18 protein-coding genes are annotated in these 21,947 nt (G+C 37.3%); 14 read left to right on the top strand and 4 right to left on the bottom strand.

Translation table 11 applies throughout. The annotated features are described in order from the left end of the window. Nucleotides 1-259 precede the first annotated feature (259 nt). Nucleotides 260-826, top strand: a complete 567-nt coding sequence (locus ATG71_RS05565) for a sigma-70 family RNA polymerase sigma factor (RefSeq protein ID WP_286162918.1) — start codon at nt 260-262, stop codon at nt 824-826. Next, nucleotides 819-2,138 (top strand): hypothetical protein, encoded by a 1,320-nt coding sequence (locus ATG71_RS05570; protein WP_098438767.1) that lies wholly within the window; start codon nt 819-821, stop codon nt 2,136-2,138. Before ATG71_RS05565 ends, ATG71_RS05570 begins: the two co-directional genes overlap by 8 nt. 152 nt (nt 2,139-2,290) lie before the next feature. On the opposite strand, the gene ATG71_RS05575 is transcribed toward ATG71_RS05570, so the two are convergent. Both ATG71_RS05575 and ATG71_RS05580 read right to left on the bottom strand, forming a co-directional pair. Then, on the bottom strand, nt 2,291-2,617 hold the full coding sequence (locus tag ATG71_RS05575; protein WP_179886460.1) for a hypothetical protein: 327 nt from the start codon (nt 2,615-2,617) through the stop codon (nt 2,291-2,293). A gap of 550 nt (nt 2,618-3,167) precedes the next feature. Continuing rightward, nucleotides 3,168-3,416, bottom strand: coding sequence for a hypothetical protein (locus tag ATG71_RS05580; RefSeq protein WP_098438769.1), 249 nt, complete (start codon nt 3,414-3,416; stop codon nt 3,168-3,170). Nucleotides 3,417-3,619: 203 nt separating this feature from the next. On the opposite strand from ATG71_RS05580, the gene ATG71_RS05585 reads away from it, so the two are divergent. Continuing rightward, nucleotides 3,620-4,498: a helix-turn-helix domain-containing protein gene (locus ATG71_RS05585; RefSeq protein WP_098438770.1), complete on the top strand. Its 879-nt coding sequence runs from the start codon at nt 3,620-3,622 to the stop codon at nt 4,496-4,498. 48 nt (nt 4,499-4,546) lie between these two features. Next, the gene (locus tag ATG71_RS05590) at nt 4,547-5,233 is read left to right on the top strand and encodes a hypothetical protein (protein WP_098438771.1); all 687 of its coding nucleotides are present in this window, start codon (nt 4,547-4,549) and stop codon (nt 5,231-5,233) included. A 64-nt stretch (nt 5,234-5,297) separates the two neighbouring features. Here ATG71_RS05590 and tagU read toward each other — a convergent pair whose 3' ends face one another. Beyond that, nucleotides 5,298-6,242: a polyisoprenyl-teichoic acid--peptidoglycan teichoic acid transferase TagU gene (gene tagU / locus ATG71_RS05595; protein WP_098438772.1), complete on the bottom strand. Its 945-nt coding sequence runs from the start codon at nt 6,240-6,242 to the stop codon at nt 5,298-5,300. A 197-nt stretch (nt 6,243-6,439) separates the two neighbouring features. On the opposite strand from tagU, the gene ATG71_RS05600 reads away from it, so the two are divergent. Continuing rightward, on the top strand, nt 6,440-8,185 hold the full coding sequence (locus tag ATG71_RS05600) for a cell wall-binding repeat-containing protein (RefSeq protein ID WP_179886461.1): 1,746 nt from the start codon (nt 6,440-6,442) through the stop codon (nt 8,183-8,185). A gap of 43 nt (nt 8,186-8,228) precedes the next feature. Here ATG71_RS05600 and ATG71_RS05605 read toward each other — a convergent pair whose 3' ends face one another. Beyond that, complete coding sequence (locus ATG71_RS05605; protein WP_098438774.1) at nt 8,229-9,488, bottom strand: C40 family peptidase; 1,260 nt, start codon at nt 9,486-9,488, stop codon at nt 8,229-8,231. Nucleotides 9,489-9,881: 393 nt separating this feature from the next. Here ATG71_RS05605 and ATG71_RS23300 point away from each other — a divergent pair, with 393 nt between their 5' ends. From ATG71_RS23300 to ATG71_RS05650, 9 genes are all read left to right on the top strand, one after another. After that, nucleotides 9,882-10,046: a hypothetical protein gene (locus ATG71_RS23300; RefSeq protein ID WP_179886462.1), complete on the top strand. Its 165-nt coding sequence runs from the start codon at nt 9,882-9,884 to the stop codon at nt 10,044-10,046. Between the two features lie 25 nt (nt 10,047-10,071). After that, nucleotides 10,072-11,310 (top strand): glycosyltransferase family 4 protein, encoded by a 1,239-nt coding sequence (locus tag ATG71_RS05610; protein WP_098438775.1) that lies wholly within the window; start codon nt 10,072-10,074, stop codon nt 11,308-11,310. Further along, on the top strand, nt 11,307-12,605 hold the full coding sequence (locus ATG71_RS05615; RefSeq protein WP_098438776.1) for a glycosyltransferase: 1,299 nt from the start codon (nt 11,307-11,309) through the stop codon (nt 12,603-12,605). The genes ATG71_RS05610 and ATG71_RS05615 overlap by 4 nt, the downstream gene beginning before the upstream one ends. Nucleotides 12,606-12,639: 34 nt before the next feature. Continuing rightward, nucleotides 12,640-13,914: a nucleotide sugar dehydrogenase gene (locus ATG71_RS05620; protein WP_098438777.1), complete on the top strand. Its 1,275-nt coding sequence runs from the start codon at nt 12,640-12,642 to the stop codon at nt 13,912-13,914. Between the two features lie 75 nt (nt 13,915-13,989). After that, nucleotides 13,990-15,279 carry an accessory Sec system protein Asp2 gene (locus ATG71_RS05625; protein WP_098438778.1) on the top strand — a complete coding sequence of 430 codons (1,290 nt, stop codon included), beginning with the start codon at nt 13,990-13,992 and terminating at the stop codon, nt 15,277-15,279. Between the two features lies 1 nt (nt 15,280). Then, nucleotides 15,281-15,790: a hypothetical protein gene (locus tag ATG71_RS05630; protein WP_098438779.1), complete on the top strand. Its 510-nt coding sequence runs from the start codon at nt 15,281-15,283 to the stop codon at nt 15,788-15,790. A 4-nt stretch (nt 15,791-15,794) separates the two neighbouring features. After that, complete coding sequence (locus ATG71_RS05635; RefSeq protein ID WP_098438780.1) at nt 15,795-18,497, top strand: glycosyltransferase; 2,703 nt, start codon at nt 15,795-15,797, stop codon at nt 18,495-18,497. Between the two features lie 23 nt (nt 18,498-18,520). Next, nucleotides 18,521-21,067, top strand: a complete 2,547-nt coding sequence (locus ATG71_RS05645) for a heparinase II/III family protein (protein ID WP_286162919.1) — start codon at nt 18,521-18,523, stop codon at nt 21,065-21,067. 57 nt (nt 21,068-21,124) lie between these two features. Next, complete coding sequence (locus tag ATG71_RS05650; protein ID WP_098438781.1) at nt 21,125-21,928, top strand: ABC transporter permease; 804 nt, start codon at nt 21,125-21,127, stop codon at nt 21,926-21,928. The last annotated feature ends 19 nt before the right edge of the window (nt 21,929-21,947 follow it).

The raw sequence follows: 21,947 nt of genomic DNA on the forward strand, positions 1-21,947 counted from the left end.
GCATTGAGGGACGGACCTTCACTTTCAGTGATGGGTAAAAAAATACATGTAAAAACGCATCCCAATATCAAGGATGCGTTTTTCTATTAAACTAAAATAATCCAAAATTGAGACACACTCCCTTCCTACCGCGTCTAATACATGAATAACTTACAAAAATGTAAATAAATACATTAAACTAACAGTAGGAAGGGACGGACCTGGCTACAGTGTGGAAACAAAAAATCGGGTAACCATTCCACTCAGGGGAGGATAACAAATGGATGAAGTGATACAACAGGAGAAGAGGGGAGTGATGCAGATGGAGATAAGTGAGGAGAGGTTGATTGAGAGTTTAATTGATGAGTATGAAGTGCAGGTGACGAAATTGGTGTATCTCTATGTGAAAGACTGGCCGGCTGCCCAGGATATTACTCAGGAGGTATTCATCAAAGCATTTCATGCCCTCCATCAGTTCAATCATAAATCCTCTTACAAAACGTGGATTTATAGAATTGCCATTAACTTATGTAAAGATTATAAGCGCTCGGCTTATTTCAGGAAAAATACAATCGTACATAAATTTCATACTATCCTTAAAAAAGAGACATCCATAACACCCGAACAAGAACTCATAATGAACGAAGACAATGATTCAGTTGCCTCTCATGTATACTCACTCCCCCTGAAATATAGAGAAGTCATATTATTATATTACTATGAAGAATTAACGACTCAGGAAATCGGAGACACGCTTGGAATCAATCCTTCAACGGTCCGGACGAGGCTGGACCGGGGGAGAGAGAAGCTGAAGAAAACAATGGGAGGGAGGATTCCCAATGAATAAAGACCCTTTGCACAATATAAAGGATGAAATAGATAGGGAAGTATTCAAGAACACAGACCCCGTCAGTCAAAAAAGAGCCATTTTGACGAAGATAAGGAGTGAAAAACAAAAGAAATCATCGGTAAAGTCCATCTTCATCAATCTTGGCCTCCCTTTATGCATCATCATGATCCTTTCTATCCTGGGCAGCAGCTATCTGTTTAAGGAAGATCTGGTGAAAGAAAATGAAAAAGAAGAGCCTGCAGAACTAACATACGTACCAACTGACGAGTGGGATGAAAAGATCATAGATGAAAAAGCCTGGATTAGAAAATCGGCGACCCCCGACGATGATGTGAAAGAGAATTTAGAGGAAGAAGCAGAAGTAGAAGCAGAGAAAGTGCCGGAGAAAAAAGAAGAGGAAGAAAAGAATGAGCAGGTGGAGGCACCTCCTCTCCCAGCCTTTGACTTTTCCACGATTCTAAAGAATCCAGAGGATTTTAAGGAAAAAGCGGCCAATGGAACGTTCGTCGGAACTTCCTTTACGATTGGAGATTCCATGGAAAGTATACAGGATATGTATAAGGACAAGTACCAGAATCTCGACACCAAGAAGGGTCACATAGGCTATGATCGGGTTGAGGATTATCTCCTCTACTTCCAAGATGAAAAGGCGCTATGGGTGATCCGTTCCAATAGCAGCCCGTCCTATACATTGGATCAGGTCATTACGACCCTGGGTGAACCGTATTATTCACTTAATGCATTGGAAGGTGTATATTCGGCGAATTATCTATATGGTGACTATATAGTGGAAATGGAGCTACAAGGCAATAACAAAATTAAGCCATATACAATGGAAGAGATCCAATTCATTGATCGTGAATCCGTTATTACCTCAGTAGCTCTTTTTAAGAATGACGGACGTTCAGAGTACCTGAGTAAGGATGTAAAATATCTAGGAGAAGAAGAACCGATGAAATTCCGTCCTGAATGGTTCAATGAAGCAAGAGACTATATCGTGGAAAATACAGTGTCCCCGGCAGTCGTCCTTCACTCTCAACAAGACCCATTGGAATTTAACATCGTCGTCCCTCAGGAAACACCGGAGGACGAAATGAGAGCAATAGCAAACCAATTTCTGAAGAGATTGACGGATGTTTCGAACGATGCGATTGAAGAAGGAACAATATGGAATGATTACACCTATGTTATTCATATCGAGAATAGTATAGCCGGTTATTACGATACGGGATTGAGCAATTCGAAAAGTACTCATGAAGGCGGTTATCCAGAAATCAATTGGATGGGTGATTTAAACTCCATTGAATAGGTCCGTCCCTCCCATTCACATAAGAGCTTTGGCACATGCCAAAGCTTTTTCCTTATTAAACAGATGTGGGAGGAAGTCTTAGAATGTCGTCATGTGCAAAAAGAGGCTTCCCGGGTATACTGATGGGACAGCCTCTTCAATCTAAAAAAACCTTAATGACTAATTTTCTCCCGCGCCATGTCATAACCCGAATGTATTTCTTTCATCCCAATGACTTTAAGGAAATGCTGGAGTTTTTTCATACAGAGCTCTTCAAGGTCTCCGACAACTTCGAACTGATCAATGACAGCACACTTATCAGCTTTTGCTGCCTGAGCAAGCAGGGACTTTCGATAGGTTACATTGTTGTTCATGGTGTACGTAGATACCATGGCTTGCCCGACCTTACAATCACCTTTGGAAAATTCGAACTGAAATACAATCGACAAATCTACATCAGAATATAGAGGATTTACTTTCATGCTTATGCTTTTCATCATGAAGCCCCCTTTCTTTTATTGTACTTTTATCCTACCAAATATTTTCCGTTCGGGTATTTGGCACCACAAAGCAATACAGGGGATATTGGTTAAAAATTCTCCTCATTCATTCACTTTTCCACCATTTATATAACTCCGGGAATATTCCTGAAAGAATAAATGCTGGAGCTCGGAGTGGTTCCAATATCACATTCCATCTTTAGTTGATCGTTCATGAAGGAAAATGCACAAATGAATAGAATTATAGTTTAGAGAGAGTACGGAGGCCAATGGAGGTTATAGGTGTAAATAAATATAGCCAAGTATGGCATCTTATATTTATACTAGTAAAGTTGTCCCAGTGATAGACTAAAGAGAAGGAAATGAAGAAATGTAAAAGGTTTTTCGAAGTTTCGACAAATTGAGGCTATAAATGTATAAATTTGTTAAATAATAGGGAACGTTTTTTTAACATATGCTTAAAAGAATATAAGGATCATGAAAATTAGTATTATAATGAAAAAAAGCCTCCTGCATATGAAGGCTTGTCATCTCTTTATGTTAGAGGATATTAGTAAACGGATGGTAGCTCTTTAGAGTAGACAGAAGGTAATTCCGCTGCATTCTCAGTCGGTGCTTTGTAGACGGATGGAAGTTCTGCTACCACTTTAGAGTAGACAGAAGGTAATTCTGCTACTACATTGGGTGTAGAGTATACAGAAGGTAGTTCAGCTACATCATTGGATGGTGCTTTAACTGCTGCGTACGCTCCAAGAAGTAAGACAGAAGCAGTGACGATTGTAAGAAAACGTTTTTTCATAGGTATTTCCTCCCTTTTTCAAAGTGAAAGTTTTTGGGTATGATTGATTAAAAGATGTTAACTATATTAAAGCATATTTAACAAATGCACACATCCCGATTGTAAGGGCTTATTCACCAATAAATGTGATGAAAGATAAACCATACGGCTGATTATAATGAAAAATATAATTATAGGAATATTTTTTCTTAGGGGAGATGTAAATGGACTTTAGTATCGTAGGTCAAAAAATAAAAGAACTACGTAAGAATATAGGTCTTTCACAGGAAGAGCTTGCAGAAGGGATCTGTACTCAAGCCCAAATAAGTAAAATCGAAAAAGGAGACGTGTTTCCGTACGCATCGACGTTATTCTTGATATCCAGGAAGCTTGGAGTGGACGTTAACTACTTTTTTGATATAGGAATGACTCCAAGACTTGATTATGTTCTAGAGGTTGGAAGACAATTACAGATCGCAAGAAGAAATATGGATTATACAGAGATGAGAGAAGTTGTCACAGCAGAAGAAGAAAATCCTTTATTTTTTAATAATAACAGAAATTTGCAACTTCTGAAGTGGCATAAAGGAATTTATCAATTTGAACTTGATAAAGATTTGGAGAAAGCGGAGAAAACCCTTCGCAAATCCATTGCCCTCACCCATACGACAGATAAAATTTGGACGGAAAGAGAAATTGAAATCCTGTTAACGATCGGCGTCATGTATTTCGAGGAAGGGATCTTTGAAAAGGCGCTGGAGGTATACCAGGAAGTGAAGGCGCATATTGAGGCACTTCCACATTTAACGGATTATACAATCAAAACAAGGCTCTATTACAATATCGCCAGGGTGCTGACGAGACTGGAAGAGATAGATCAATCTACAAAGTATTGCAAAGATGCGATCGACTGGTGCATCCTTAAAGACAATATGTATCTTCTCGGAGAGCTCCACTATCACATCGGCTACAATTATGAGCTGCAAGGGAAACTCGAGGAAGCTCAGAAATACATGCAAAAAGCACTCATCGTCTTTGAACTCCAAGGAGACGACAAATTCATCCAATACATCCGTCGCAAAATCGAAAAGTTGACGGTTTAGGGACGGACCTGCCTCTACTATTATACGAACGGGATGGGAGTGAGGACTATGAGTAAAAGACAAAAATTGTGGTTAAGGATCAGCGGTTCTTTCTTTATAATAGGAATTGTCATCATGTCTATCGTAGCTTACTTCCTCATACAAACCTTGAGAGAGTCCTTCTATCAGAACGCATTTGAAAAGAACTATAAGTACATTTCACTGGAGGAGGATGGAATCGTCGACACGGTTCAAGTCTTTCACGGGGTGAAAATCAACACATTTGTACAAAAAGAGGAAAAGCCATCAACGATCATCCTTGAACTGAATGATGAAGAGGAAGCGAAACTCAAGGGCCATAAAGTGAATCCGGATATTGAAGGAATGCAGGCTTATTCTGCTGCTGTTTCATATAAACGAATGAAAAACAAGGAGTCAGGGAAAGAGCAGTTCATAGTCGGTCTGCAAACATCTCCCGTGAAAGAAGATTCTGAAGCCACATATAGGACCTACTCCATCAATGAAAACGGAATCGTGAAAGAGAGTGATTTTACCACCCAAACAAAATCCAAGCTTGAGACTCAATGGATCAGAGGGATCTCAGAAGAGACTCATGGATACTACACAGACTTACCTTACCAGGATGGTGCGAAAGGATCCTTGCTTTTTCTCTCCCTGATGGGGGTTCTTCTGATCATTTCCGGTTTCTGGGTGAGTAAATCGATCATAGCGCAACAGAAAGAAGCAGTCGCTTAAAAGGAGAGGCTGTTTTTTTGATTATAAAGAAAAGCCAGCCCGTAAAACGCGGCTGGCTTCATCATTATTCATTCAAATCCAAATGATCCTTCAAATCACTCTGGACTTTTTGTCTTTCTTCTTCAGGCACGACGTAATAATAAATATCCTGGGTGCCGTTGCTGATCATCTGGCCTGAGCCACTGATCTGGCTTTGTGTGATGTCTTTTGTGGCACTTTTGTAATTCTTTTGGATATCGACCATTTCATCTAATGACAGGTTTGTTTTGACATTATTCCCGATGGCTCCGAAAATGTCCCCATAGTTCCATAAGGATGAGACACTCGCGCCTTCTTTGATGACGGCTTGGATGACCTGACGTTGTCTGGCTTGTCGTCCGAAGTCTCCACGTGGATCCTGTTTTCTCATACGGGCATAAGCAAGGGCTTTTTCACCACTTAACGAAAGCTGCCCTTCATTAAATGTGTACCCACCGGAAGAGAACGTGAAATCATTGTTGACGGTGACTCCTCCAACTGCATTCACGATATCTTTAAAACCCTCCATATTGATCTTTGCATAATAATCAATAGGAATATCTAAAAACTCTTCAACCGTATCCATAGACATTTCCACTCCGCCGAAGGCATAAGCGTGATTAATTTTATCCCGCGTCCCTCTGCCAACGATATCCACAAGAGTATCACGGGGGATACTCAACATCTTAGTCGTTTTCTCATGGGGATTGACCGTTACGACAATCATCGTGTCGGACCGCCCTTTGTCTCCGGCACGTTCATCGACACCCAGTAACAATACTGAAAATGGGTGCTTCTTATCAAATTTGACTTCTTCCGTACGTTTATCCGATTTCGGTCGATCGATCTCTTCGTTCATCGTTTCAGCCGTTTTACTTAATGAATGATAAATGGAGTAGGCATATCCGGCACCTGCTATTAGAAGGAGGAGGAAGATGATGCCAACCACTTTCGGCCACTTGCGTTTTTTATGATGTCTATCCGCTCTCAAATTGTTTCCCACCTAAAAAAATGATTTTCACACATAAGAAAAATATACTAGAAAATCGTCGAAAAAGAAATACATTAGTAAAATTTTGTCTGACTATGGAAATGTATAAAGAAAATCCCAATAAATTTAAGGATTTACCTGGAGTAGATGGATTATTTTGGTACAATGACAGTAGACAACCGGAGGGAGAGGGTACTTTGATAAAAAAAGTAGGAATCACACTTTTGTTATTCATTCTTGTATTCAATCTGATTCAGATGGACCAGGCAAAAGCAAATACGAGTGTAGATCGAATATTTGGCGATAGCAGATATGATACAGCCGGCATGATTTCTCTAAGGGGATGGAATCAAGCGGAAACCGTTGTAATCGCGAGCGGGGAAACATTCCCGGACGCACTGGCAGGGGGACCCCTTGCTTATCAATTGAATGCCCCCATCTTACTGACCTATAAGCATCGGTTGTCCGCGGAAACGAGAGACTTCATCAAGATACTGGAAGCAAAGCAGGTTTACATATTAGGCGGTGTCGGAGCGATTGACCTCTATGTTGAAAAGCAGCTAAGAGACCTAGGCTTGAAGATTACCAGAATCGGAGGAGATGATCGGTTTCAGACTGCTGCGAAAATAGCAGACTACCTCCCTTCTGATCAAGCCATCGTGGCAAACGGCCGGAACTTCCCGGATGCACTGGCCGTGGCACCGTATGCCGCGAAGAATGGCATCCCGATTGTTTTAACGGAATCTACAGATTTACCTGAAAGTACTAAAGAAATAACAGATGAGAAAAAAGATACGATCATTGTAGGAGGAGAAGGCGTGATTTCTTCACATGTCGCATCGGACCTTCCTTCTTCCACCCGCTATGGCGGTGCCGATCGTTATGAGACGGCAAAGAATATCATTGAAGGCTTGCCACTCGGAAAGGAAACGGCCTACGTCGCGACTGGCGGGAATTTCGCCGATGCCCTGGCAGGGTCTGTTCGGGCGGCTAAAGACAACGCCCCGATTCTACTAGTGAAGAAGGATGATATCCCTCCTTCCATTGATAATCTAGTAAACTCCTATCCATCGTTTACAATCTTTGGCGGGAAAAATGCAGTATCTTATCATGTGGAAGAACAATTAATCGGAAGTACAGAAGAATTTCAGTTCCAGGGAGTTCATATTAATGCGACAGAGGCATTTTTACGTTCCGTTTTAGGACCGCCTGACCGAATCGATGAGAGCCGGTTCAACTTTGATTGGTACGTGTATAACAAAGATCCAGAGACGTATATTCAATTTGGTGTATTTCATGGGATCGTGGTAGCGGTGTACTCAAATTCCGACAGCTGGAAGTCGGAGTCAGGGCTTAAGCTTGGCATGGGTCAACCGGAAGTCCGCAACCTGATGGATCAAATCGGGGCTGAGTATGACCAGGGAAGCGACTACGTCTATGATGAGAAGCTCATCCGTTTGTATTATGACCAGAACGACGGTGATACATTAGCGGGGATTTTCATGATAAGGCAGGACTTCACGATGACAAACCCTAATTTCAATAAGGAAAAAGTCAGAATCAGTATGGAGAAGCAACTGCTCGATCAAGCCAATGCATTGCGTGCACGCCATTTCCTCGAGCCCCTCGAGGAAGATTCAAGGGCCAGGGAAGTGGCGAGGGCCCATAGTAAAGACATGGCCGTCCGAAACTTCTTCAGTCATGAGAATCCCGATGGCCAAACACCTTTTAAAAGAATGGAACAGGCGGGTATCTCCTACTCATCAGCAGGGGAAAACATCGCAGCGGGGCAGTTTAATGCCATAGCCGTCCATGACGCATGGGTGAATTCTGCCGGCCACCGCAAAAACATCCTGAGCCCAATCTATAAAAGGCTAGGCGTGGGAACATATTATGGAGGAGATTACGGGGTTTACTATACCGAGGACTTCTACACACCATAAAAAATAGATCCCGATGACTCCTTCGTCATCGGGATCTACTATTTTATAATTCATAAAATCTCTTAAAACCATCAAACTTGGATTTCCAGTAGGAGTTACTGAGGCTGGATACTTCCACGCCATTATCCCCAGCATGAATGAACTCATTATTCCCTACATAAATACCTAAATGAGAAATACCTTTTTTATATGTATTTTCGAAAAATACCAAATCTCCCGGTTGAGGAGTATTCACATAATAGGAGCGGCTATAATACCCTTCACTGGAAAGACGCTTAACATCCTTCGCTCCGGCTTCCTTGAAAACGTAGTAGATAAAACCACTGCAATCAAAGCCGCCTGCCGAAGACCCTCCCCACACATAAGGGGTTCCCATGTGAGACGTTGCTTCACTTAATAGTTTAGCAGTACTAAAAGAAGCGGTGGATGGAGGCGTTTCCTGCTTTGGCGGGGCAGCAGCCGGTTGTTTCTTGCCTGCCTTCAAGGTAAGCACCTGTCCGACCTGTAAGAAATCGCTCTTCAGCCCATTCCAGCTTTTCAACTCAGAGACAGAGACACCATATTTCATGCTGATATGGGATAAAGTATCGCCTGAACGAACCGTATAGGTTTGTTGAGCCGATCCTGTGTCCGGTTTGGAAGGTGCTGGAGCAGCCGGTTCCGGTTTTGCAGATTGGCCATTCCCTTTTGACACCTTCAATACTTGTCCAGGGTAGATTAAATGTCCCTTCACCCCGTTCCAGGAAGATAAATCACTGACGGATACAGAATAATCAAGAGCGATCTTTCCGAGAGTATCACCGGATTTGACTGTATAAGTGGTTTGCCCTTGGGGTTGACTCTTTGAGGGCTTAGGTGCGGGTGTCTGTGCTTGGGAAGAAGCAGAGCCCTTTGAAACCTTTAAGACCTGTCCCGGATAAATCAAATACCCTTTAATGCCATTCCAGGAGGATAGCTCCGCAACCGATACGGAATGAGTAATAGCGATCTGTCCCAGAGTATCCCCTGACTTCACCGTATACGTTTTGGTATTCGAGGGGCTTTTACTCTCCGTCTTTTTAGGAGGAGCAGGAACACTGACAGAATCACCCTTGGCAGCAACCTTCAGAAGCTGGTTGGGGTAAATGAGTTCGGAATTCAGCTTATTCCAGCTTTTCAGATTCGAAACCGTCGTGTCATACTCACGGGCGATCGTCCATAAGGAATCTCCTGATTCCACCTTATGGGTGCTCGCAGCCGCATAACTAACAAAGGAAGATGATAGAACAGCCGTGGCTGCTACAGTGGTAAGAGTCTTTTTCACAGATTTTTTTCTCCTTTATTGTCATAGTTTGGTAGATAGTATTGTCATTTTATCACATTAAAGCTAGAAATAGAGGAAAAAGTTTTCAATTAACTAGTTCTTTTTACCTTAAAATATACGGTTTATGGTAAAAATATGTAATTTAAGGGAGAGTGTTTTATAGAGGGGTCATCTATAGTTAAATGAATGTAACAAAAAGTTTCATTTATATTAAAAATATTACAGGAATCGACTGGAAATTACGTTTAAATATGATATAATATGACAGGAAATTTTTTATTTACACTAGGAAGAATTCTATGATACTGATTGCTACCATTTTTAGGCAATCAGTTATTTTATATTGTGACATGCCTCACAAAATATCAACTATATTAAGGAAGATCATAGGTTATGAACCAGTTCAAAACAATGCCTAAGAGTGTCAAAAAAGCCATTCGGTATATTCATCAGGATGCACCTGAGGATCACCTAGTTGAATTGAAGAAACTATTTAATTATGCAATAGATAAGCGAATCAAGGAACAGAAGAGTTCTATTCAGAATGGTATCAATTAATAAAGGAAAGTATTGGTGGGGTTGAATGAAGAAGATCTTAATCATTTCTCAAAATTTTTATCCGGAAATAGGCAGTGCCGGCAACAGGATGAAAAATATCTTCCTGCTGTTAAAAGAGCGCGGCTATGATGTGGATATTCTGACAACTGAACCTACTTACCCTACAAAAAAAATCTTCGAAAACGAAGAGTTTTGGGATGATCCCATGATTCATGAATATGAATCTTCTATTAAAAGGATCAAAATCAGCAATAGAAAATATACCAGAGGCATTTTGAATCGCTTGTTATTTTATTTGGAAATGTACTTTAAATTCATTATGGAAGTGCTGTTCAGTCGCAGGAAATATCAGGTGGTACTGGCTACCTCACCGGCCATTTTCGTTGCGATGGTTGGAGTCATTGCCAAGTGGAGGTTCAGGGCCAAATTAATATTGGACGTTCGTGATCTTTGGCCGGAATCATTGAAAGGTGTAGGGGTATTCAACTACAAACTCATACTTTCTTTCTTTAATAAGGTGGAAAAGCAGATTTACAAATCCTCTGATGAAATCATCATTAACAGCCTTGGTTTTAAAGAGCACATTGTGAATGTCCGTGAAATTAACCCTTCCAAACTATCCTTTATGCCTAACTCAGCCAGAGTAGATGAAATAAGGCCAAATGCGCCAAGTGATGAACGATTCAAGGTTATTTACGCCGGGAATATTGGATTGGCTCAAGACGGTGACTTGCTAACTAAATTAGCCAAAGAATTAGCGGAGAAAAAGATAGACTTCACGATTATTGGTTACGGGTTAAATAGGCAGGAAGTATACGAGGAAATAAAAAAAGAGAAATTATCAAATGTTCGTTTCATTTCTCCTAAAACCCGGAAGGAATGTTTAAAGATCATGTCGCAGCACCATATAGGGATTGTGACTCTGAATGAGAAATCCGTTTTCGAGACGGTTCTACCAGGAAAAGTGATAGATTATATGACGTGCGGGGTACCAATCGTTGCGTCGGTTTCAGGATATTCTAAACAGGTGATCGAGGATGAGCATGTAGGCTTTGTTGTAGAGGATAGAGACAGTGGGAAACTTGTGGGTCTTATAGAGTTTCTTCAGCAAAATAAGAAAGTCAGACATAAGATGTCTCAGAATGGAAATAAATACGTGCAGAAAAATTTCAACTGGGATGCTAACATAGACACATTGGCAAAAATAATAGATAAATCTATTTATTCTGAAAACTATAAGAGAGATAAGGTTGAAAACATATGAAAAAGAACGTATGCATGTATGTGTGGAATCATTTTACGAATGACGCCAGAGTGATGAGAGAGTGTACTGCACTTTCTGAAAATGGTTATAACGTAGATCTAATATGCATTGACGACCCAAAAGATAAGAGTATTAGCCGCTATGAAGAAATGAATCCTCATTTCCATGTGTATCGGGTAAGGAGGTATCCACTATTATTAGAGCTTTTACAAAAAGTTTACAGAATAAGCTTGAAGCATAAAATGATTGGATTACTATTATTATTAGCCTGGTTATCTTCAGCGTTCCTGGCACCATTAGTGGTTTTACCAGTAAGTGCAATCTTATTTCTATTTTGGCGAACCAAGTTAAGTGTTGTCTGGGTCCGAGGAAGCATCATTCTGAGAATGATCGCAAGAGGATGGCAAAAAAAGTACGACATTTACCACTCTAATGATCTTAATACCCTTCCTCAAGGATATATATGCGCGAAATGGCGAATTAACAATAAAAAATTAGTATATGATTCCCATGAAGTCCAGACCAGCCGAACGGGCTATGACAGCGGCGCCTATGCAAAAATGGAAGGTTTTCTGATTAATAAGATCGACACGATGATTGTGGAGAACCATACAAGGGCTAAATATAATGAAGAGTTATATGGGTTTTATCCTGGCGTGGTTTACAACTATCCCTTTAAGCAGAAAGAAAGCTTACTGGATCAGGAGAAAGTCGACCTCCATCAGATGTTAGGGTTACCCAAAGATGAAAAAATCCTGCTATATCAGGGTGGAATTCAAACAGGCAGAGGATTGGAGAACCTGGTTAAAGCAGTTCCTTTATTCAAGGAAGGCACCCTCGTTTTTATTGGGGATGGGAGAATTAAGCCTACGCTAGTAAAAATGGTTGAAGACATGAAGCTTCAGGATCGGGTGAAGTTTATTCCTAAAGTTCCTTTGAAAGAGTTACCTAAGTATACTAGAAATGCATATTTAGGCTTTCAAGTTTTAAATAATGTATGCTTTAACCACTATTCTGCGTCATCTAATAAATTGTTTGAATATATGATGAGTGGAGTACCAGTGGTTGCATGCAGCTTTCCGGAAATAAAAAAAGTAGTCGAAGAAAATCGTATTGGCATTTGCGTAGATTCACATGATTATGAAGATATTTCTAAAGCTGTAAATTACCTTTTAAAAGAGGTTGAAGTTCGAAATGAAATGAGTCAGAATAGTAAAAGTGCAAGCAAGACGTATAACTGGGATTTAGAAAAAGATAAATTCTATAACATATACAATCAATTACTTATTAGTTAACAAATAATAAAGATATCTGGAGGAATTAATAATTATGAAACTTTGTACTGTAGGGCTAGGTTATATTGGATTACCAACTTCCATTATGTTCGCTAAACATGATGTAGAAGTAGTTGGAGTAGATGTAAGTCAAAGAGTGATAGATTCATTGAATTCCGGAATGATTCACATTGAAGAACCAGGTTTACAAGAAGCCCTAAATGAAGTAATAGAAAAACAGACATTCCGTGCTTCTTTACTTCCGGAGAAAGCTGATACTTTCATAGTTGCAGTTCCAACTCCTAATCTTGAAGACCAGTACAAATCATGTGATTTAACATATGTGTTAAGTGCTGTCAGCAATATCATTCCTTATTTAGAAAAAGGAAATGTCGTGATCGTTGAATCTACAATTGGCCCAAGAAGCATGGATGACTCAGTAAAACCTTTAATCGAGGAAGCTGGATTTAAAGTAGGGGAAGATATCTTCCTGGTTCACTGTCCAGAGCGAGTATTACCTGGTCAGATCCTACACGAATTAATCCATAATAACCGAATTGTTGGAGGAATCACTCCAGCTTGTACAGAAGCAGGGGCCAAAGTATACAGTACATTCGTTCAAGGTGAGATTATTAAAACTAATGCTAAAACCGCTGAAATGTCTAAATTGATGGAAAATACATTCCGTGATGTAAATATTGCCTTGGCAAATGAATTGACAAAGGTTTGTAACGAATTAGACATTAATGCTTTAGATGTTATAGATATGGCTAATAAACACCCTCGTGTTAATCTGCACACTCCTGGACCAGGGGTAGGCGGTCATTGTTTAGCTGTTGACCCATACTTTATCGTAGCGAAAGCACCAGAACAAGCTCAAATCATTAATTTAGCGAGAAATGTCAATGTGTCGATGCCGACATACGTTGTTGACAATGTGAACAAGCTTATGGAACAAGTTAATGGTAAGATCCTTACTGTCTTTGGTCTTACTTACAAAGGTAATGTTGATGACGTTCGCGAAAGTCCTGCAATGGAGATTAAGGAAATGTTAGAATTCCAAGGTGAATATGAAGTTCGTTCATTTGATCCTCACGTAGAAGCAGATTTCGTAATAAATGATATGGAAGAAGCCGTTAATGGATCTGATCTAGTGCTCGTATTAACAGATCATAATGAATTCAAGGCTCTAGATTCTCAACAATTAAAAGGTATGAGAACAAAGAGGATTTTTGACACGAAAAATGTGGTGAAAAATACAAGTGATGATATTGAATACATCAACTTTGGTAGCTTATACGAAGCTATTAAAGCTCCTGTATTAGTATAAGATGGTTATAAAGGGACTGGAAAACTAATTTTTTTCAGTCCTTTTATTTTAATAAAGTAAGAAAGAGGTAAACAGATGTTTAAATTTACAGAACAGGTTTATAATAGCAATCTTCCTATAAAATATGTATTTGAAGAAGGTAATACGAACAAAGATCATTTGCTGGTTGTTTTTTCAGGATTTCATAATGAAACGAACTCATACCGCTACAATTATATTAAGACATTAAGAAATTTTGACTGTAACAAATTATTCATTTTAGATAACTATGGACCAAGAGGAAGTTACTATTTAGGAAATGAAATGAACTATGAGGTAGAAACTTCTGTTCAATCTTTGATTTCATATATGGCAAGAAAGTTGAATATTATTCCTTCTAATATCATTTCAGCAGGTACTTCAAAAGGTGGAAGTGCTGCTCTTTATTATGGAATGAAATATAACTATGGTCATGTTATTACGGGGGCACCTCAAACAAAAATTGCAGATTATGTTCGAAAGTTCGCTAAAGAAACAGCTGACTATATCTTGGGAATTGAACCTACTGCTTATGAGGTTTCATATATAAATAACTTAGTGTTTAAGCAAATCGATAAAGATTATCTGCCACAGATATCATTATTAACTAGCAAAAATGATATCCAGTATAAACATCACATTGTTCCCCTGGTAAATACGTTTCACGATAAAGAGAAGACCATAGATTTAACAATTGACAATACAATTATGAGTCACAATGAAATTGCCGTTTCATTTCCTGCATTTCTACTAAATAAGTTAGTCGGTATCATTCACGGCTTGAAAATAGATAACGTTTATGTGAAGAGTGAGTTTAATTTCTTAAAAATAAATGCTGATATTGAAAAAGATGATACCAGAAACCTGGAAACATCCTTAGTGATTACTGGTTCAGAAGGAAGCTACTATGAAACGCCATTTAAAGATGAACTTGATATAAAAATGAGTGACTTGAAGAATATTGGTTCAGGTAAACCGGAAGTGGTTTCTATAGACTTACACATAACCAAAGGCCATGAAGTCATAAGTAAGTATCCTTTAGAAAAAATCATCGCTGGTGGAGGCGTAGTATTCAAAGGAACTAAATTCAAAATTAATAATGGTGAAATTCAATTCGAGATAGACATTGAAGATAGTCAAGATCTTCAATTTGCTTATTATATTAGGAAAGATAACAAGGTAATTGACCGCATCAAATATAATTCATCAAAGAAATTCAACTATCTTATTAATGATACTGGTAAATATCAAATCCATTATTTCATTTCAGCCAATGGGGAAAAACTCAGCAACAGAACGGAAGAGATTGAGGTTGATAGAGTAAATACTACGTTAGTAGGAGTGTAATATGGTGGATAAACTACTAAAGGATGAAAGTGAAATTAAAAAAATGAAAAACTCAACATATGAAAATAAGCAACTATTTTTAGAAAAACAACAACTTGAAGAAGAATTAAGACTTGAAAGAGATAGATTTACTACACTTCAACAGCAACAAACCTTGCAAATGGCTGACATTACAAAACAACTGTATGAAAATAGCCAGCTCATCTTGCAATTACGTAAAGATTTACGGAAAGACAAAGGAAAGAGCAAGGATTCCAATCGAACTATAGAGTTAGAAAAAGAATTGAAGATGGTTAGAAAGAACTTAGAACAAGCCAACGCAGCCATTACGAAAGAAAAGAAAGAAAAATTAGAAGTAATGGAGACGCTGAAAGAAAGCTATGAAAAAGAGGAAAGAATTTTAAGATCGTACTCCAAATTATTATCTAAGTATGAATCCCTGAAATCCTCTAAACTTGGTAAGCTTACACTTTCTTACTGGAAAGTAATGAAAAGGTTAAGAAGGGGGTAACAGGATGGATCAACTAAGTATTCAAAAACGATTGCAATCAATTAAAAAACTGAAGACAAAACTTCAAAAAGAAATAGATAGAGAAAAAGAACAAATTGAAACCATCATTAGAAATGATAAAACAGTTATACATTCCAGTGCCAAAACCAATAATGATATTCCGGAGTTAACCCAACAAGAGATTGATAGCTATCTGGAAAAAAGAAATAAATTAGCGGATCTTCATTTCTTGGAAAATGCGTTATCCTCGATAAATCAAATTCCGGATAGTAATGGTTCAAAGTTCTATAAGAAAAAAACTGTGAAGATAGGAATCATTGCGGACGAATTCTTATACCAATCCTTCAAGGGGATAGCAGAATTTGTTTATATAACCCAAAAGAATTACAAGGAGTATGCTGGGAAACTTGACGTATTCTTTATTGCTACTACCTGGCGTGGATTAAACAAAGAGTGGAGAGGGTTAGGGAACCCTCAGTCTAAACGCAGGGACGAGTTAACTGAAATTATTAATCTCTATAAAGAAAACGACACTAAAGTAGTGTTCTTTTCCAAAGAAGATCCGGTAAACTATGATCTTTTTGTCGGTATTGCCAAGCATTGTGATTATATTTTCACAACTGCAAGGGAAAAAGTGGAGGACTATAAAAAGGATTGTAATAACGAAAATGTAGATGTCTTATCCTTTGGAATTAATCCACTCTATCATAACCCTATCGGTATGAGGAAATTCAAGAAACGGAATGAAGTATTTTTCGCAGGATCCTGGTATCAAAAGTACCCTCATCGTCAAGAAGATACAAAGATGATATTTAATGGAATTGAGAAATCCAATAAGGGTTTAAAAATAATAGACAGAAATTATTCTTTAAACCATCCAAATTATTTTTTTCCTGAAGAATATCTTGAAAGCGTATCTCCAGAGGTCCCGCATGAACATTTGCAAAAGTTACACAAATTATATGATTGGTCCCTGAATTTCAACTCTGTAAAGTACAGCGAAACGATGTTTGCCAATAGAATATATGAACTTCAAGCAATAGGAAACATTATTATTTCCAATTATAGTTTAGCTATTAATAATAAGTTTCCAAATGTATTCATTGTGAATAGTGAAAACGAAGTCAAAGACATCCTGCATGGGTTTACAGAAGAAGAAATCTATAAACATCAAATGTATGGCCTAAGACAGGTAATGAATAAAGATACTACGTTTGACAGAATCAGTTTTGTCTTAGATAAGCTTCAAATTAAAGAGAAACCTTTAAACAGAAGTGTTGCAGTAGTGGTATCAGAGATCACTGATCAAGTGGAGAAATCATTTAATGCGCAAACGTATGAAAATAAGTCGTTGGTTCTGGAAAAGGACCTTACAGTTCAAATGCTTGGTGAATATGATATGGTAGCGTTCTTCTCCAGTGAGAATGTTTACTATGAATATTATTTGGATGATATGGTAAATGGCTTTAAGTTTACTGATTCAGATTATATAACGAAAGACGCGTACTTAAATGGTAATGAATTAGTACCAGGTGTTGAACATGATTATGTGGATAAAATGCCTGATAAGTATCGAACAGTATTCTGGTCCAGCTCTTTCTCAGTTGATGATTTGGTAAGCTTTGAAGGAGAAGTAGTGCTCCCAAATGGTTACAGTATAGATCGTTTTGAGTTTAACAAGAATGAAGTGAAACAAACGGTTCAAACTGAAAACTATAAGCTTTCTGTCATTGTACCAATTTATAACAATGGTAAGTATTTATTGAATAAATGTTTCAATAGTTTAAGAAGAAGCAGTGTGTTCCATGATATGGAGATCATTCTTGTAGATGATGGATCATCAGATAGAGAAACGTTAATCAATATAAAAAGACTAGAGCGTGATTACCCTAATGTAAAAAGTTTCTCTTATACGGATGGTGGCAGTGGAAGTGCATCCAGACCTAGAAATAAAGGAATAGACCTTGCTTCTGCTCCGTATGTTACCTATCTTGATCCAGACAACGAAGCGATTAACGACGGGTATGCAAAGTTATTAGAAATTATTACTTCTGATAAGAAGCTGGATATGGTAGTAGGGAATATTATCAAGATAGACAATACCAAGTCTATTAAATTTAATTACTATAATACGGTCTTAAAATACAACAAAGATGGCATTATTAAAGACGCGAAGGAGTTCTTGAAAAAAGTAAATTTAAGAGCCCAAAGCATTCAAGCATTAGTCGTTAAGAAAAACATCATTGCAGATAATAAGCTTACAATGGTAGAGCGGGCTGGTGGTCAAGACACACTATTTTTCCACGAGCTATTAATCCATGCGCGTAAAACCAAAGTAATAGATCTTGATATTCATATTTACTATGCAGCGGTAGAGGGTTCTGTAACCAATACAATCACGAAAAGATTCTTTAATAAATTCCATATATTAGAAAAAGAACGATTGCCTTTCCTTCTTGAAAATGGCCTGATGGATGTTTATATGGATAAACGTTTTGATTTCTATTTCACGAATTGGTATATGAAACGCTTAGTGAATATCCAAGAAGATCAATTAGAGGAGTCAATGCATACACTCCATGAGATCTACTCACTTTACAAAGACTATATTAAGAATGAAAGTGAGCTTCTTAAACGATTTGATCAACTATATAGAAACAAAAAGTATAAGGAAATAGTAGATGAAGTGAAACTGAAACTTAAGTAACGACTTACGGGGGTCAATTATTTATGCTTAAAGATATTCACAAAGTAGATAGTACTATTGAAGAAATAAAAGAGCTCACTTTTCCAAGCGATCAACCATTTCTTTTAACCGTTACCTTGGATGATGTAAAATACGAATTCTATATTAATCTAAAGAAGGAATCAGATAGATTAATAGTATTGGGATCAGGGGCTTATAACTCGGCTAAAATGTCACCGCCGGTTTTTCAAAGATTCTCCTGGGCTGAAGACATTCATGCTTCAACCATTTACTATAACGATCCTACCCTATATTTAGGCAAAATAAATCTGGGGTGGGGACAAGGTACAGAGGACAGATTTTATTTGGAAGAGTTAGCAGATATATTAGATAAAATTTTTATCCGTCTTAGCGCAGACAGGGACAAGGTAACTTTCTATGGGAGTTCTGCCGGCGGATTCATGTCTATGTATTTGGCGGGCTTGTTGAAAGGAACGAGTGCGGTTGTTAATAATCCGCAAACGATTGTTAACAATTATTATGAAGGTCATGTTAACCGTATGTACGAGTGTGCGTACCCTAATCAAAGTGAAGAGGACATTTTAAAGCAGTTTACACAAAGACTAAATATAACAGAGTTTTTTAAAACAATAAAATATATTCCTTCTGTATACTATTTGCAGAATCTTGGCTGTAATCATGATGTGAAAAATCATCTTACTCCTTTTGTTGAAAGTATTAAAACTATAAATGAATCCTTTGGCTTTACTAATATAAAATTTGATTATTACTTTAATAAGGAACAAGGCCACGATCCATTAGACCAAGAACAAACTCTTAAATTTCTAAATGGAAATGATTTGTTCAGTCCAAGCTATAGTCGCCAATTTGAGGAAGGTGAAAATATGCAAGATAACGTGAAACTTTTAGACCTTGATACATCACAGATAATTAAGATTTCTGAAGTGAAGAAAGATACAGAGCAAGTAGCGGATAAAATTTATAACAACCATTTCTTCTTTTTTAATAGCTTAGATACAATAAACTTTGAAGAAGGTATCGATTGGAACTACAAACATTATAAAAATAGTTCAACTTACCAACTATACCTTCATTCTTTAAACGTCGTGAGTTTCTTGTTAAATGCTTATGAAAAAACGAAAGATAAAAAATACTTTGTGAAAAGCAAGGAGATAATTGACTCTTGGATGGAGTTCGAATGTACTTCACCAAAAAATGATATGATTTGGTATGATCATCCTTCAGCCTATCGTGCACAAAATCTCGTGTATTTTTTGGTGATTGCAAAGAAAATTTCCTATGACATTTCCGGAAAAGAAAAAGAGTATATTTCCATGGTAGAGAAACACGCTAATTACTTGTATTCTGATAAGGATTATAGAAAAAATAATCACGGTATCATGATGGATAGGTCACTAATCATGTTAGGAAGGGTTTTAAAACATCCAAAAGCTGATAGTTGGGTAGAAAAAGGTATCTGGAGACTGAAAGATACCTTCTATACCAGCTATAGTTCTAAAGGTGTACATTTAGAAAATTCTCCTGAATATCATAGAATTGTTAGAAATCTTTACTTATCGACAGAGAAATTCTTAAACAAAAATGATTTAACTCTAGGTGAGGATTTGCTGAATTTATTAACGTTATCTGACAGATACTTTAACTATTTGGTCAAACCTAATGGTGTATTGCCTAAAATAGGTGACACAGGAAAGATTAATATTGGTACAGATAATAAAAGATATGTTAGCTTTTTCGATCAAACATCAGGTACATCTATTTTACAAACAAAAAATGATTTGAAGCCTGAAAATTCTACCTGGATGTCATTTGTATGTGGATATGGAACGACCACCCATAAGCACTATGATGACTTATCAATGAACTTATTCTTTAACGGGCAGGATATATTAGTTGATTCAGGGAAGTACAGCTACGGAAAATCCAAGATAAGAAGCTATGTAATCTCTCCAAGGGCACATTCTACATTAATAATAAATGATGATAAACAAAGAAGTAGATATACATTTGATAAGAAAAGTGATGATTATAAAAATATTTACACTACTTCATTTTCCACAAGTGCAAGTATGGACTTTGTTAAAGGTATTAATAATGGATATGAAGATGTTTCACTAGAGAGGTCTATTCTTTTCCTGAAACCGGATATAGTAGTCATCGTTGATTTAATAAATGCTGAAACAAAACAGAAGGTTTCTCAATTATTCAACCTGGCGCCTCACATTGAAGTACACTCTATGGATAAAAAGAAAGCTGTTCTACAATCACATGGAGATTTAATAGAATTTGAACAAATGAATGAAATTGATAGCTCTAATCTAATTAAAGGGGACGTCAATCAGCCTATAGCAGTAGTAGCAGATACATTTGGTGAGGTTTACGAAACAAATCAATTGGAATTTAATAAAGAAGTTGAAAAAGATTATTATTTAACTGTCGTTAAGTTGGGGGAAAGTGCTATATCACGTTTTGTTCAAGCTTCTTTTGAAATGAAGACAGGTAAACTTACTGTTAAAACTACAGACGATGATATCCATACGTACATCTAATTGTTAATAAGTACTGTCTTGACTCAGTTAAAATAAACAAAAAGGAAGCATGACTGTATGACTTTAGTATTTCAGATTTTGAAGGAGCAGGTTTCCAACTTGCACCTAATATTTCGCCTTGCAAGTTTTGAAGTGAAAAGTAAATATCAATTGCATTACTTAGGAGTTCTATGGCAGTTTATACAACCTCTTATTCAGATATTAATTTATTGGTTTGTTTTTGGGATTGGTATTCGAGGTGGAAGTCCAGTAGGTGAGGTTCCGTACTTTATATGGTTAATAACAGGTTTGATTCCATGGTTATACATTAATCCAACCGTAATTCAAGGATCAAACAGTGTTTATTCTAAAATAAATCTTGTCTCAAAAATGAAATTTCCAGTAAGTGTATTGCCAACCATTACAATAATAGGGAATGGATTTAATTTCATTATTTTGTTAGGGGTATTGATGGTAATTTTATTCCTGAATGGAATTTTTTCCGGGCTTTACTTAATTCAATTACCATATTATCTACTATGTCTCTTTGTCCTTCTATTTTCTCTTACGTTATTATTTTCAACTTTATCAACAATTGTGAGAGATTTTCAGGTGTTGCTGCAATCTACCATGAGAATGATGTTATATTTAACACCTATTCTTTGGGAGACAGGAGATTTACCTAAACTTCTTGAAACCATTTTAAAGCTAAATCCTTTCTATTATATTATTCAAGGGTTTCGTGATGTGTTTTTAGGACATGGTTGGTTCTTTAATGATATGACTTATACTATTTATTTTTGGTTCTCTATATTACTAATCATACTAGTTGGGTCTAAACTTCATACTAAATTTAAAAATAAATTTGTAGATTATTTATAATGTTGGAGGCTTATCAATA

Source organism: Bacillus sp. es.034, assembly GCF_002563655.1.
GTDB lineage: Bacteria > Bacillota > Bacilli > Bacillales > Bacillaceae_B > Rossellomorea.